The sequence below is a fragment of the Pandoraea communis genome (genome assembly GCF_902459745.1).
In the GTDB taxonomy this organism is placed as follows: domain Bacteria; phylum Pseudomonadota; class Gammaproteobacteria; order Burkholderiales; family Burkholderiaceae; genus Pandoraea; species Pandoraea communis.
Genome location: NZ_CABPSJ010000001.1, coordinates 335,522 through 349,451, shown reverse-complemented (window position 1 = coordinate 349,451; position 13,930 = coordinate 335,522). Strand labels below are relative to the sequence as shown.

Annotated in this window: 11 protein-coding genes; 4 read left to right on the top strand and 7 right to left on the bottom strand. The window is 63.0% G+C overall.

Translation table 11 applies throughout. The features are described from left to right. Nucleotides 1–49: 49 nt before the first annotated feature. The 4 genes from PCO31110_RS01625 to PCO31110_RS01610 form a co-directional block, all read right to left on the bottom strand. On the bottom strand, nt 50–1,318 hold the full coding sequence (locus PCO31110_RS01625; RefSeq protein ID WP_150689477.1) for an NAD(P)/FAD-dependent oxidoreductase: 1,269 nt from the start codon (nt 1,316–1,318) through the stop codon (nt 50–52). 85 nt (nt 1,319–1,403) lie between these two features. Next, entirely contained in the window at nt 1,404–2,237 is an 834-nt protein-coding gene (locus PCO31110_RS01620; protein ID WP_010804940.1) for an aldo/keto reductase, read from the bottom strand. Between the two features lie 367 nt (nt 2,238–2,604). After that, nucleotides 2,605–3,390: an AraC family transcriptional regulator gene (locus tag PCO31110_RS01615; protein ID WP_174979271.1), complete on the bottom strand. Its 786-nt coding sequence runs from the start codon at nt 3,388–3,390 to the stop codon at nt 2,605–2,607. 179 nt (nt 3,391–3,569) lie between these two features. Then, nucleotides 3,570–4,871 (bottom strand): MFS transporter, encoded by a 1,302-nt coding sequence (locus tag PCO31110_RS01610; protein WP_010804942.1) that lies wholly within the window; start codon nt 4,869–4,871, stop codon nt 3,570–3,572. 332 nt (nt 4,872–5,203) lie between these two features. On the opposite strand from PCO31110_RS01610, the gene PCO31110_RS01605 reads away from it, so the two are divergent. The 4 genes from PCO31110_RS01605 to PCO31110_RS01590 all read left to right on the top strand — a co-directional run bounded on the left by PCO31110_RS01605 (nt 5,204) and on the right by PCO31110_RS01590 (nt 9,754). Next, on the top strand, nt 5,204–6,946 hold the full coding sequence (locus PCO31110_RS01605) for an FAD-binding protein (RefSeq protein WP_150689475.1): 1,743 nt from the start codon (nt 5,204–5,206) through the stop codon (nt 6,944–6,946). A 61-nt stretch (nt 6,947–7,007) separates the two neighbouring features. Beyond that, complete coding sequence (locus PCO31110_RS01600; protein ID WP_010804944.1) at nt 7,008–7,967, top strand: succinate dehydrogenase/fumarate reductase iron-sulfur subunit; 960 nt, start codon at nt 7,008–7,010, stop codon at nt 7,965–7,967. A 17-nt stretch (nt 7,968–7,984) separates the two neighbouring features. Continuing rightward, complete coding sequence (locus PCO31110_RS01595; RefSeq protein ID WP_010804945.1) at nt 7,985–8,857, top strand: CoB--CoM heterodisulfide reductase iron-sulfur subunit B family protein; 873 nt, start codon at nt 7,985–7,987, stop codon at nt 8,855–8,857. Nucleotides 8,858–9,181: 324 nt separating this feature from the next. Next, nucleotides 9,182–9,754: a cytochrome b gene (locus PCO31110_RS01590; RefSeq protein WP_150689472.1), complete on the top strand. Its 573-nt coding sequence runs from the start codon at nt 9,182–9,184 to the stop codon at nt 9,752–9,754. Between the two features lie 86 nt (nt 9,755–9,840). On the opposite strand, the gene PCO31110_RS01585 is transcribed toward PCO31110_RS01590, so the two are convergent. From PCO31110_RS01585 to PCO31110_RS01575, 3 genes are all read right to left on the bottom strand, one after another. After that, nucleotides 9,841–11,889 carry a TonB-dependent receptor family protein gene (locus PCO31110_RS01585; protein ID WP_150689897.1) on the bottom strand — a complete coding sequence of 683 codons (2,049 nt, stop codon included), beginning with the start codon at nt 11,887–11,889 and terminating at the stop codon, nt 9,841–9,843. A 532-nt stretch (nt 11,890–12,421) separates the two neighbouring features. Continuing rightward, nucleotides 12,422–12,919 (bottom strand): DUF2946 family protein, encoded by a 498-nt coding sequence (locus tag PCO31110_RS01580; RefSeq protein WP_150689471.1) that lies wholly within the window; start codon nt 12,917–12,919, stop codon nt 12,422–12,424. 183 nt (nt 12,920–13,102) lie between these two features. Then, a complete protein-coding gene (locus PCO31110_RS01575; RefSeq protein ID WP_150689470.1) occupies nt 13,103–13,822 on the bottom strand; it encodes an OmpW/AlkL family protein in 720 nt (239 codons plus the stop codon). Nucleotides 13,823–13,930: the final 108 nt, after the last annotated feature.

The window sequence follows — 13,930 nt, the reverse complement described above, 5'->3', positions numbered from 1 at the left end:
CGCGCTCGGACAACTCCTCGCCGCGCGCGCCGTGCCGCATTCGCGTGCTTCAGCGAAAGCGTCCGATCGAGAATGGCGAAAGGTCGATAGCAGGCCGTTCGCCAGCCACCAGCCCGGCAATCGTACGACCTGTCGACGCTGCGGCGGTCAGGCCGACGTGACCGTGGCCGAACGCATAAAACGCATTCGGCACTTTCGACGCCGCGCCCAGCACCGGTAGCGAGTCGGGGGTGCTGGGGCGAAAGCCCTGCCAGCGCGCACCGTCGACCGATCGCGTCGGCTTCGTGCCTTGCATGGCGCGCGGAAACATCTTGTGCAGTTGACCCAATAGCAGATCGGCACGCCGCCAGTTCGGCGGCGCTTGCAGCCCCGCCAATTCCACCGTACCCGCGCCGCGAAGGCGGCCGTTCATCGGTGTGGCGAACAGCTTGCCCTCAGCCCACATGACGGGGCGTGACGGCATTTCTTCCGGTGCCGGAATCTCCACGTGATAGCCGCGTTCGGTGTCGAAGACGATGCGGTCTCCCAACTGGCGCACGAAGGGTGCCGACCACGCCCCCGCCGCAATAACCACGGCACTGGCAGCTTCACGTCCTTTGTCGGTGTGCACGGCGACGGCCTGTGCGCCATTGGTCTCGATGGCCGTGGCTGCCGCATCGACGACACGCCCCCCTCGTGCGACCACCTGTGCGGTCAGACGCGCCAGAAGTGCGCCCGGATCGCCGGTATGCCCCGTCTCGCTGATGTATCGTGCGCCGATGAAGTCATGCGATAGCGTCGGCTCGAACTCACGAAGCGCAGCCGCATCGAGCGTCTCGATATGCACGCCGTTGTCACGGCGAAGCGCCATGCCGCCTTCGTCGCCCGCCATGCCGTTCGGGCTGGAGTACGCGATGAGATAACCGCGGCGCTTGACCAGATCGTTCGCTCCCGCATCGTCAAGCAGGGGCTGATAGGCGTCGAGCGCGGGGCCGAGCAGCGCGCGCAACGCGTGGGCTTGTGCGGCAACCCGAGCGGGTTGGCTCGCCGCGACGAAGCGCATGAGCCATGGCACCATGCGCGGGAGATAGCGCCATCGCAACACTAGCGGGCCATCCGGTTGCATCAGCCAGCCGGGGACTTGCCAGAGCACGCCGGGCATCGCAATCGGGACGACCGACGAGCCATTGATGCAGCCCGCATTGCCAAGCGATGCCGCCTGACGCGCCGACTGCCGGTCGACGATCACTACCGAATGCCCGGCACGTTGAAGATATGCGGCGGTACATACGCCGACCAAACCGCCCCCGATAACGACGACGGGACGTGAATCGTTCATGAATCCGTCCTGCAAAAGCGCGAAAGCGCCTAGTGTACTTTGTTGGAGGCGCGGGACCGGGCACCTTCAAAATTCGCGAACGTTCTTAGATCATCTCTAGCGGACGTTTTCGCCAGGGCGCTTCGAAGTGGTGATCGAGCTGCGTGAGTTCCTCTCCGGTCAGATCGATGTCGTGCGCTGCATAGTTGGCGCGCACGTGCGCTTGCGAGCTTGCCTTGGGAATCGCGATGACGCCCGGTCGGTGCAGCACCCAGGCAAGCGCAATCTGCAATGGCTCGACGTGACGTGCACGCGCAATATCGGCCAGTACACCCGTGGTCCGAAGCCGTCCCTGTTCGATGGGGGAATATGCCATCATCGGCATGCCGCGCTCGGCGAGCCACGGCGCGAGGTCATATTCGGGGCCGCGGCGCGAAAGGTTGTACAACACCTGATCGGTTGCACATGCGTTGCCACCCGGTGTGTCGAACAACTCTTCCATGTCGTCCGTATCGAAGTTGCTGACGCCCCAATGCCGGATCTTGCCTGCCTGGCGTAAGGTTTCGAAGCCCGCAATCGTTTCCCTGAGTGGTACTTCGCCACGCCAGTGCAGCAGGTAAAGATCGAGACGATCGGTGCCCAGGCGTTCCAGGCTGCGCTCGCAAGCCGCGATCACACCACGTTGCGAGGCGTTGTGCGGGTAGACCTTGCTCACGAGAAACACCTCGTCGCGCAACCCGTCCAGTGCTTCGCCCACGAGACGTTCGGTAGCGCCCTCGCCGTACATTTCGGCCGTATCGACAAGCGTCATGCCCAGCGAGACACCCAGGCGCAACGCATCGATTTCCTCGCGCCGCCGCTCCGGCTTCTCGCCCATCATCCATGTGCCCTGACCCAGCACCGGTACGGCCTCGCCTCCGGGAAATGTGATGTCTCGCATAGTTTGTCCTCCATGTATTTGGTGACCATTATCGGCCCGCACGCCGAGCTGTGACCAGCGCTGTGAGGGCTTCGCGCAACATTTCACGGTGTCGTCCTATCTTTTGCATCGTATTCGTCTTAAGCATGGCTCGGACGTGCCCGCTATTGCATTCGTGCCTCGATTCTCTCGGATAGTTCACAGACCTTTTGCCGCACTGCCGCGATAAGCTGGCCTCACCGATGCACACGGCGAATGTTGCTCCGCAGCGAGACGGCTCGGTGATGGCTCAGGCCGTGTGTATCGGGCCCGTGGAGATCGGTAACGGGAGGGTTTGTTGTGGCGCGCACGAAAAGTTCATTGGGGAATACCGGGCTCAGGCTTAGGCTTAGGCGAAATACTGACCGGGCGTGCGTCCCAGGGATTTACGGAACATTTCGATGAAGCCCGTCGTGCTTTCGTAGCCCAGTTCGTTGGCCACTGCGGAGACAGCCCTGCCTTCCGCGAGGCGGTAGAGCGCCTCTTGCAGGCGCACATGGCGCCGCCATTCGTCGAAGGTGAGATTCAGTTCGCGGGTGAAGAGTCGCGACAGGGTGCGCGCACTGGCTCCGACGTGTTCGCCCCATTCCTGCAGCGTCCGGTTATCGGACGGTTCGCGCGAAAACTCGGTACATAGACGCGCGAGGCGTCGCTCACGCGGGATTTCGAGCTTAACCGGCATCTCGTCGCTGAATTCGAGCTCGTCGAGAATGATCTCGAAGAACTTGTCGACGTGACGCTTGCGCTGCAGCGGCTCTTCGGTGCTTGCCGCACGCAGAATCAGTTCGCGCATGAGATTGGAGACGACGAGCGGCTCGCAGGTCTTGGGCAGGTTCGCCACGGCGTGCGGCGAAATCAGCAGGTTGTGCATGCCAAACGAGGCTCGCAGCCGCACCGCATGCAGTGTCATTGGCGGAATCCAGACGGCGCGCTGTGGAGGCACGACCCAGGTGCCGCGCGGTGTGTCGACGCACATGATGCCTTCGCCACCGAACAACACCTGCCCATAGGGATGGACATGGGGTTCGACACCGCCGCCCGATGGAAACGCGAAGGCTAGCCCGACCATGGGGGCCGGCGAGATTCGCGACTCGAAAAACGCGACATCCTGAGCGGTGATGATCCGTGTCTGCATGACGTGCCCCTTGGCGCTAAGGGAAAGAAATGCCCGTTTCATTCTTTCCTCAACCTCAGATGCACGACATGGGGGTTAACTCGGGTATGGCAGGACAAAATGCCCTGTGATGGCCAGAGGGCGACGCTCGGGGCGATTTGTGTTGCCTCGCCCCGGCGCCGGGTTCTCATTCAGGCGTCTCATTCCAGCGCACGACCGCGCGTTTCGGGCATCCAGATGACAGCGAGAACCGTCAACAGATTCAGCGCAATCAGATAGGCAGCGAACCACCCGAGATGCCCGTGATCGGCCAGCCAGTTCTGCAAGTAGGGGGCCGTGCCGCCGAAAATCGCCACCGTCAGCGAGTAGGGAATGGCGACGCCGCTGGCGCGAATGCGTGTGGGGAACAACTCAGCGTAAACCGCTGGCGCGATGGCAGTCCAGGCGGCAAGGACCGCCAGACCGAGACAGATCGCCAGCGTTAGCCGCACGAAGGACGCATCGATGATCATGAGCAACGGCACGATGACCAGCGCCGATCCACCCGCTCCCATCAGTAGGTTGGGCTTGCGGCCGATGCGGTCCGAGAGCGCGCCCCAGACCGGCTGTATCGCCATGTACACCAGACAGCCGATGCATAGCGCCAGAAGCCCGTCTCGCGCATCGACGCCTTTGAAGTGCGTGGCGAACGTGATCGCGCCGGACATCCAGGTGTTGAACGTCAGAGTCGGCCCGGCCGTGAGCGCGATGATGCGCAGCACCGAGGCGCGGTGCTCCCAGATGGCCCGGGCCATCGGTTGTGGGGACACACTGGTGCGCGCTTCGCTTTGTTCCTGTTCGAATGCCGACGTTTCTTTGAGCCTGCCGCGCAGAAACAGCGCGTACACGCCAAGGGCGGTGCCGAAGAAGAACGGGATGCGCCAGCCGTAGCGTGTCATCTCTTCGGTCGAGAATACTTGCGTCAATACCAATCCGACGGCCGTGGCGAGCAGCGAGCCACCTGTAATGGCGATGAACATGCTACTCGACCACAGGCCGCGGCGATGGACAGGGGCGCTTTCCACGAGGAAGGTGAACGACGCACCGATCTCGCCGCCCAGACCGAAGCCCTGCAACAAGCGTCCGAACACGAGCAGCACCGGGGCCATCAACCCGATTGACGCATACGTGGGCGACACCGCAATGACGAGGCAACCCGCTGCCGTGACAGCCATCGAGGTCACCATCGCACTGCGGCGGCCTCGGCGATCGGAAAGCCAACCGAAATAGACCCCGCCGATGGGGCGCAACAAAAAGCCGACGGCAAAGACGGCAAGCGTCGACAGAAAGGCGGCGGTCGGATCTTCGGCGTGGAAGAACTGAGTCGAGAAGTAGCGGGAAAAGAGCACGAACGAGGCAAAGTCGTACCACTCCAGCGCGTTGCCGATACCCGCGCCCAAGATGACCGACTTTGCGGGCGAACCGCGCTCGTTGCGGGCGACGGCTTGCAGGGTCGCATCCATGGTGTGTCTCCTGATAGCTGATGGTCGTTGTTGTTTGATTGACGGCCCAACTCACCTTAGCGCCTCTCTTCCCCTTGCGCACACCGCGCAAGGGACAACACATATCGCAAAGCGGACAAAATTTCACTCGGGTGGCGCGTGCGGCTTCCGATCCATTTGCCGGTCTTCGCTGCTCGCCCGGCTTGACCGCGCAGCCCGCCCACCACTTTGGCTGCTTTGCTGGATGGCGTGTCGCGATCGCTGCATCGGCGCCCGGCGCGCTGCCCACAATGAACCCATGGCATTCCGCGGTCTCACAGACCCACAACTGACCCGAGGAGGGCACTGCTGCGATGAGGGTGATCCATTGCGATGTCGTGGTCGTCGGCGGAGGCGGCGCGGGCACCTACGCCGCCTTGCGTCTGCACCATCTGGGCCTGAAGCCGATGCTGATCTCCAAGGGATTGGTCGGCAAGAGCGGCGCATCGATCATGGCGGGCGCCGTGATCGTCGGCTCGAAGATGCTCGGCGGCACCGAGCAGAACGCTGCCAGTTCGCTGGAGTTCTTCGCTAAGTACTACAGCCATTTCCTGGTGGATCAGTCGTATCTGGCGGCTGCCGGAAACTGGATCGAGAACATTTTTTATCCGGAGATGGAATCGCTGGGATTGCTGTTCACGCGCGACGCCGACGGCGGCATCGCGATGAGCCATTCTCCCGTGCGCTGGGCGGTCGCTCCCATGCAGGGGCAGACCGGCATCCTCCTGATGGACATTCGGCGCAAGCAACTGCAAGCCGGGGGCATTCCGATGCATGAGGAGTGTGTCGTGACCGCACTCTTGCGCAACGCGAACGGTGAAGTCTGCGGCCTGACCGCGCTGGACTATGTGCGCGGCGAGATGTTTGCGGTGTATGCGAAGGCAGTCGTCATGGCGACGGGACACGCCGACCGGCTGGTGCGTCGCTCCACGGGCACGCGTGAACAAACCGGCGACGGCATTGCGCTGGCCCTACGCGCCGGCGCCGAGATGACCAATCTGGAAATGCAGTTCTGGCACATCAGCGATTTTGCGAATCCGCCGACATGGCAGCGTCTGCATATCTATCCGAATCCGCTGGTGGGCACCGACCAGAGCTCACGTGTGTACAACGCGCAGGGCGAGTGTTTCTTCGAGCAGTCGCGCGACGCACCTGCCGCGCTCGCGCCCTATTCGCTTCAGGTCAAGCGGCTCACGCAACAAGTGCTTGCGGGAAAGGCGCGCTTCAGCGGCGGCTACTACACGTCTTACCGCCATGTCGACGCGGAGGTGCTGCGTCGCTACCAGTACGCCGCTTCGGCGTTCGAGAAGCTGGGGCTCGACATCACGCGGGACAAGGTCGAAGCGCGCACCACGATGCATTACCGGCAGGGCGGCATCGAGTCGGACCCGCACTCGATGCGCACCAGTGTGGCCGGATTGTGGGTGGCCGGCGGGGTCGGGGCTCACGTGACGGGAAGTCTGGCGGTCGCGATTTATGACGGGGGGCTTGCGGCAGAGTCAGTCGCCGGGAGTTTGTCCGAGCGCCATCGCCACGACGATCACACGGCGCAGCAGATTCGGGAGGAGGCGCAACGGGTGGAGGCGCTTCGTGTCGGAGGCGGCCTGACGGACAGCGGTGCCGGTCGACAGTGTCTCGCACCCATGCACATCAAGACCGGCATTTGGGATGTGATGGACGAGGCCTACGGAATCATCAAGCACGGGAAGGCGATGCGCGACGGTCTGACACGGCTTGCCGGACTGCGCGCGCGCGAACTGCCGCGTATGAAACCGCCGAGTGCGTCGCGGCGCTTCAACACGGCATGGCTCGACGCTCTCGATGTTCATAACCTGGTCGATGTGTGCGAAGCCACATTGCAAAGTGCATTGCGGCGTGAAGAGAGCCGGGGCAGCTTCTATCGCACTGACTTTCCCTACGTCGACAACACCGTATGGCAATGCAAGAACATCATCGCGCGCGATGGCAGCGGCTACCGGTTCAGGCAAGAGCGATATCCGGAGGGCGCCATCGCTCCGGGATTCGATCGGCAAGCGTATTTCAGTGTGCCGTGGTGATCCGGGGCATCTCGACGCTAAGGATCCGTCGTCAAAAAGACCATTTGCGCTGAGGGGACACATGCATTCGGACGTCGGGCAATTTCGGGAGGACGCGGCCAGTGAGTTGGCGGCGGTGACCTTGCACATCTCGCGTTTCGATCCGGAAACGGACGCGGCGCCATACGTGGAGACCTACGTGGTGCCGCACGTGCGGCACATGCGCATCATCGATGCGCTGAACTACGTGCAGGAAACGCTCGCTGTGGACATCGGTTACCGGTGGTACTGCGGCACGAAAAAATGTGGCACCTGCGCCGCGCGGGTCAATGGACGGGAGGTGCTAATGTGCTGGGAGGCGGCCGAAGCGGAGATGCATATCGAGCCGCTGCGCCACCTGCCGCGAATCCGCGATCTCGCGGTCGATCGCTCGCCCGTCGAAGCGAAGCTGGTGTCGCTGCAAACCTGGCTTCAGCGCTCACGTCCTTACGGTGGGTTCCCGGAAGCGATCGATGCGGCAAACGCCGCGTCGTTACGCGCGACGATGGACTGCCTGAGTTGCCTCGCCTGCTACTCGGCATGCCCTGTGCTCGATTTTCCCGACGATATCGCGTTCGCCGGGCCAGCGCCACTCGTGCATCTGGCTCGCGTTGCGCTGGATGCGCGCGACGATGGAGCGCGTCTGCAGGCCATTCTGGACGAAGCGCAAGTTCACCATTGCGTGTCTTGTTACCAGTGCGAAGCCGTCTGCCCTGCGGGCATTCCGATCGTGAGTGCCGCCATCGAACCGCTCAAGCAACTCGCCTATGCGCAGGCACGCGAGGCGTCGCCGCATGCGCGCACGTTCATGGATATCGTGGCGCGGCGAGGGCGGATCGAACCCATGTTGCTCGTTCTGGGTACGCGCGGATGGCGCGCGGTGCTACAACGACCCGGGCGCACGCTCAAGCTGATGCTGCGGGGCAAGGTCAAGCCGTTGGCCGCGTTGTTGCGTCGACCGGTGCCCGGCATCAAGACGATCCGACGTATTTTCTTCCGATAGATGTCTTTCGAGGAGGCATGAGCATGCGGATTGCTTTCTACCCCGGGTGCAGCGCACGCACGACGTGTAGCGAGTTGTTGGTGGCCACGCACGCCGTGGCAGATCGGCTGGGCGTCGAACTGGAGACGCTGAGTTCTGCGACTTGCACCGGGAGTCGTGAGATTCGTGCGGCCGATGCAGCGCGCTTCGTTGCGCTGAACATTCGCATCATTGCGTTGGCTGAGGCGAAAGGCCTCGATCTCATGACGATCTGCAATACCTGTACGTTGAACCTGATCGAGGCCAAGCAACGTGTGGAAAGCGATTCGGACTTGCGTGCTCGCGTGAATAGCCAGTTGGCCGAGGAAGGCCTTGTCTACAGTGGGACGTCGCGCGTGACGCACCTATTGTGGTATCTGCTTGAGGAGGTGGGGGAGGTGCGGTTGCGTTCGCTGGTGAAGGTGCCGCTGTCGTCGCACCGGATCGCGGCGTTCTACGGCTGTCACATCGTTCGGCCACCCTCCACCTTCGGGGGCACGGACGCGCAGAGCGTCCGGTCGATCGAGACGCTGGCGCAGATTCTGGGCTGCACGACCGTGGAATATTCCGGCCGGACATCGTGTTGCGGTTTTCATTGTTCCGCGCAAAGTGATGTCATTCCCATCAAACTCAGTGGTCGGCACGTCGCGTCGGCGAAAGCGGCCGGTGCGCACGCCATGGTGACGCCGTGCCCCTTGTGCCATACAGTGCTCGACACGTATCAGGACGACATGGCACGCGATCTCGGTACTACGCTGGATCTCCCCGTGCTGCATTTGCCTCAGCTCGTTGGTTTGGCGCTGGGCATCGATGCGGCGGCGCTCGGTCTCGCGCGGCACGTCGTTCCGGCGGAAGCCGTCGCTCGAACGTAGCGAGGCGCCTGACACCGGGCGCCATACCGCATTTCCTGTCGAAAACCCCCACGATTTTCCACGATGAACCAAAAAAAAGCCCCGCGAGCGGGGCTGAAAGGCCGACCAAGCAACGGTCGGCCAAGGAGGTTCGTCGGGGGCGCATCTATGGGGCCGTGCGCGCTTGAGACGTATTGTCGGCATAGCAAGAGCGTCCGTGGGGAGGAGGAATCCGAATACCAAGAGGAAACTTGAAGTAACAACTGCGACGATTCGAGACCTTTTCGCGTAACGGAACCGACGTCATAATGACGTCACTTGCAAGACAGAAAAGGACTCCCCCAGATGGGTAACGCAATTAAGTTCCGCCCGAGCGGCTCGCGGCTCTCCTTGGCCGAGCGCTACGCGCCGGCCGCCATCTTCTTTCATTGGGCAATCGCGTTGCTGGTCGTGATTGCCTATGCGGCTGTCATCGCGAAAGGGTATTTGCCGAAAGGCAGCGCGCCGCGTGCGTTGTCCATGACGATTCACGAGTGGGCCGGGGTTGTGGTGCTGGTACTGGCAGTGCCGCGTTTGCTCTGGCGAATGATCAAGGGGGCGCCGGCGCCGTTACCCGGCCAGGGGGGGCTGGTGCGGGCATCGTCCGCCGTGGTGCATCTGTTGCTCTATCTGTTCCTGTTTGCGCAGCCGGTGCTGGGATACCTCACGCTCAATGCCGGGGGACATGTGCTCACGATTCCAGGGCTGGATGCCGCGCTGCCGCAATTCATCGGGAAAGACGCTGAAGTGGGCCGGTCGATCAAGGACATTCACGAGACGATCGGCAGCGCGTTCTATTGGGTGATTGGCGTGCACGCACTGGCGGCGCTGTGGCATCACTACTTCCGTCGGGACGATACGTTGCGGCGCATGCTGTGAACGAGGTTCGCCACACGACCTGCTGCCGGGCGGTGCGCGGCATCTTTCCTGCGCCGCGCACGCCGGGTGGTGCAATCCGTTGAGACTCAGAACGCGAAGCGCACGCCGGCGAACACGCTTCTTCCATCGCCCGGATAGAACACGGCGGTATTGGTCATGCGGGCATCGGTCACTGTGCTGAAGTCGGTGACGTAGCGCTTGTCGGTCAGGTTGCGGGCGTCGACATAGAACGTCACGCCGCGCTGAATCAGGTACGACGCCTGTACGCCGAGCAGCGTGTAGCCGGGCACGCGCATTGTGTTGGCATAGTCGACCCAGGCGCCGGTCGGCACCCAGTCGAGCGACGCCGAGATCTGGAAGCGGTTCGACAACGCGTAGCCGAGCGTCGTGCGCAGCACATTCGTCGGCACACCGGCGATGCGGTTATTGCCGTACTGCGGGTCGTCGCGGAAACGGAAATCGCTGTAGTTCCAGATTTGCGACAGTGTGATTCGATCCCCGGTCGCCACCACATTCTTGAACACGTCCACCGCAGCGCCCACTTCCAGACCTTGCAGCACCGTCTTGTTCGCGTTGAAGGTCGCGGCGGGAATGTCGGGCGATGTTGTGTACTGAAGCAACTGATCGCGCACCAGCGAACGATACGCAGTCACGTCCCACGCCACGCGCTCGAGTTTGCCACGCGTACCGGCTTCAATCGTCCAGGCGTGTTGCGATGCCAGCGGAACGAAGCGGGACGTGGCGCCGAAGGTCTGCGACAGATCGGTGAAGTCGGGCACGTCGGCGCTGCGCGTGACGTCGATGAAGGCCTGCATGTCCTTGCGAGGCTCCCACAACAGCCCGATCTTCGGATTGACGCCCGAGTAGGCGGCGCTTGTCGAGCGGTAGCTCGGGTCGCCCGGCAGGCCGCCGTAATCGATGTATTGACGAACGTCGCGGTACGCTTTTGCGCCGATCATCAGGCCGACCGTGGGCAGGAAAAACAGACGGTTCTCGAAGTACGCCTCGTAGTTGTAGGCGCTTTGGCGGGCGTCGAGCGTTCGCGCGCCGCGATTGCCGTTCACGTTGACGTACTGGTCGGCCTGCGTGTTGCCACCAAAGAAGCGTGCACCGACGATCAGGTCGTTGCGCATGCCGGCGAGCGTCAGGTTGGCCGTGTAGCGCGGCGCCACGCCGTAGGTCCAGCCGTCCTGATCGATGACCTGAAAGATCGGGTGATAAAGGCTCTTGTGGATGACCCACGACGCGATGTCGAGCTGGCCGGTGGCGAAGCGAATCGTCGTCAGGTTGCCCAGTCGCTCGGTACGTGTGTTGCGTGCCTGATCGCCGGAGACGGCGGACGCAGAGGCTTTCGTCGGATTGTTGAGCGCGTCGAACAGCGACAGCGTGCCGGGTAGCTTCTGGTCGACGATATAGGCGCCGAAGAAGAACCGGGTCTCCAAGTTCGGCGAGAACTTGTAGCCGATGTTGGCGTTGATCTGCGCGTAATTGCCCTTGTCGTGGTCGCGATAACCGTCGGCGCGATTCAGGGTGACGGTCGCGAGTGCATCCAATGGGCCGAAGATGCGCGACATCTGAGCACTGGCGCGCACGGTGCCTAAACTGCCGCCCTCGAGACGGAACTGGTTGGGCGCGTCAGCCGTATAGGCTGTCGGGGTGACGAAGTTCAGGGCCCCGCCAAGCGTGGTCGAGCCGTATGTGAGGCCATTGCCGCCCTTGTAGATCTCGGTCGAACGCAAGCCCATCGGGTCGATCTGGTAGTAGTCTCCGCTGCCATCGGCCGAGTTGGTCGGAATGCCGTCCTGAAGGATGTCGAGCCCGCGAACGTGATAGCCGCGTGCGATGCCTGAGCCGCGAATCGACACGCGCAGTTCCTGACCGTACCGGTTCTGCACGTATACACCGGGGGTGTCCTTGAGGATATCGCGCAGGTTGAAGGCATAGGTGTTCTGGTATGAATCGGCGTCGACGAAGGCGACAGACCCTGCTGTCTGGAACAGGTTGGCCTTCTGGTCGTCGACGCTCGGCGAGGTGAGCGACTCTGCCGGTGCGGTCACGGTCGTGAGCGGCAGCGTGGCCGTGGGAACCGGCGCTGCGGACGCCGTCGAAGGCACAACCGCCTGCGCGAGAGACATCGCGGGTGCGTGTGCCGGGGACTGCGTGCTGGGCGTTGACGAAGCAACGAGGGTGTCAGGGTGGTGGCCCGTGCGCGTTGCCGCGTGTGTCGCGTCGATCGCAACGCTCAGGCCAGTCGTCTCGGGGTCGTTAGTGAGTGCGTGTGCCGTGCTGCCCAGCGAGGCAAGGGCAAGTGCGATGGCCGTTTGCAGCGGCTTCTGTGTCATGGGACGTGACATGAGAGTCTCTCTCGCGACCGCGTCGCGGTCGCCTGATGATCGTGTGGGTGCCGAACGTGTGCCGTGCCTTGCTGCGACACACGGGAATGACAATGCCCCGCGCGTCGTGGTGACAACTCGATGTCGTTTCGCATACGTGCGCGATGACGCGTGCGGCCGCGCGGTGTTCTCCAAAGCGGGCGGTGCGCACGACACGGATCAAACGCGCTGCGCGAACGGTGTGTTCACAGCGAGTGCAGATCACGGCAAGACGCGCTAACGAGGCTCGACGCGTTCGGCAGGGCATTCCGGTATTGGCCGGAAGTCGGAAGAATCAGGCGGCGGGGACGGGCGGTGCGCGCGCGAGGGCGGCGGAGAAACGGGCGCGCGGGTAGTACGGCACCAGCACCCGGGGGGCGGTGGCGACCCCTGCCGGTGCGGCAGGCGGGAGGGAGAGAAGGTGGGTGGTGACAAGGGGTTGATGGGCCCAGAGCGTGCAGTAGCCGCACTTTTCCCAATGGTCTGCCGAGGCGAGCGAGTGATCCGTGCCGCCGTGGCTGCTGTGCAGGCTCGTGGCCTGCGGCTGTGCGGGCGGTGCTTGCGCGTCGTCGTGACCGGTGTGTCCGTCGTGGGCCGCTTCACGCTGGGCGTTGGCGCGCTCCGTGGTGTTCGTGCCCAGTGCGGCCTGCGTGCCCTGCACCGTGCAATAGACCGCGAATGGGTCTTGCTGCGTTGCGGCGCGCCATTGCGCAATCGCCGGCATGAGCGCTGCCAGCAGGATCGCCAGCAAGGCGATCCCGATTGCGACGCGATGCTGACGAAGCTTGCGCATGCCCGGGCCGGATGAAGAAATGGGAAAAAATCAGGGAACCAAGCATTGTAGGTGCTGTCGCCGAGCGGCGTAAATGCCTTGCGTTCTCATGTAGGGAGTGCGCGACAATTTGCCGCATCGGGCGTCCGGGTAAAAAAAGGAGCGCCACCGCCCCCCCAGGCGTATGGCGCTCCACACCGGATATCAGAACTTCAGGCCGACACCGACGCCGACGATGAGCGGATCGATGTGCAGTGTGCCGAGGTCGGTGCCTGCGAGCGAAGTGTCGGTCTTCATCCAGACTTTCTTGATGTCGATGTTGAAGAACAGATTCTTCGTCATCTGAATGTCCACCCCGGCTTGCAGTGCCGGACCGACGCTGTGGTTCTTGATCGAGATCGGGGTGCCACCCGCGTTCAGGCTGCTGTTCCAGAAGCGCGTGTAGTTGATACCCGCACCGACATACGGACGCACCTTGCCCGCATGGTTAAAGTGGTATTGCAGCAGCAGCGTCGGCGGCAGCACGTTCACACCGCCCAGATGGCCGATGTTCGACGTGAGTTGATGACGCGACATCCCGAGAATGAGTTCGACGCCGACGTTATCGAGAATCATGTACGTGAAGTCGAGTTCCGGCACGATCGCGTTATTCACGGTCACGCCCAGCGTCGGCAGCACGCTGCCGCTCGCATGCGAGTCGGGCAAGATGCCGATGGCGCGCACGCGCGCGAGGATGTCGCCGGCGTAGATGCCTTGCGAACTGTCCTTGATGAAGCCGAAGGTCTTCTCCGGCGCGGGGGCCGCGTTGTCTGCGGCCTGTGACGGGGCTTGCGAATTGGCTTGTGCCGAGGCGGATGCGCTGAAGAAGGCGGCACCGGTAACGAGCGCGGCTGCGATGGCCGCAGCGCCGAGGGAGTGCTTCATGATGATGTCCAAAGTCGTGAGTGAGCACGATCGATGGTAGAAGCAGGTTCCTTCGGCGAACTTGACGCGCGTCAAGCGCGGGGAAACGTGGGGGCGTTGTGCGACAAA

Bases quoted from the DNA above. Each gene is read 5' to 3' on its own strand.
- PCO31110_RS01625 (WP_150689477.1), bottom strand. From the start codon at position 1,318: ATGAACGATTCACGTCCCGTCGTCGTTATCGGGGGCGGTTTGGTCGGC.
- PCO31110_RS01620 (WP_010804940.1), bottom strand. From the start codon at position 2,237: ATGCGAGACATCACATTTCCCGGAGGCGAGGCCGTACCGGTGCTGGGT.
- PCO31110_RS01615 (WP_174979271.1), bottom strand. From the start codon at position 3,390: ATGCAGACACGGATCATCACCGCTCAGGATGTCGCGTTTTTCGAGTCG.
- PCO31110_RS01610 (WP_010804942.1), bottom strand. From the start codon at position 4,871: ATGGATGCGACCCTGCAAGCCGTCGCCCGCAACGAGCGCGGTTCGCCC.
- PCO31110_RS01605 (WP_150689475.1), top strand. From the start codon at position 5,204: ATGAGGGTGATCCATTGCGATGTCGTGGTCGTCGGCGGAGGCGGCGCG.
- PCO31110_RS01600 (WP_010804944.1), top strand. From the start codon at position 7,008: ATGCATTCGGACGTCGGGCAATTTCGGGAGGACGCGGCCAGTGAGTTG.
- PCO31110_RS01595 (WP_010804945.1), top strand. From the start codon at position 7,985: ATGAGCATGCGGATTGCTTTCTACCCCGGGTGCAGCGCACGCACGACG.
- PCO31110_RS01590 (WP_150689472.1), top strand. From the start codon at position 9,182: ATGGGTAACGCAATTAAGTTCCGCCCGAGCGGCTCGCGGCTCTCCTTG.
- PCO31110_RS01585 (WP_150689897.1), bottom strand. From the start codon at position 11,889: ATGTCTCTCGCGCAGGCGGTTGTGCCTTCGACGGCGTCCGCAGCGCCG.
- PCO31110_RS01580 (WP_150689471.1), bottom strand. From the start codon at position 12,919: ATGCGCAAGCTTCGTCAGCATCGCGTCGCAATCGGGATCGCCTTGCTG.
- PCO31110_RS01575 (WP_150689470.1), bottom strand. From the start codon at position 13,822: ATGAAGCACTCCCTCGGCGCTGCGGCCATCGCAGCCGCGCTCGTTACC.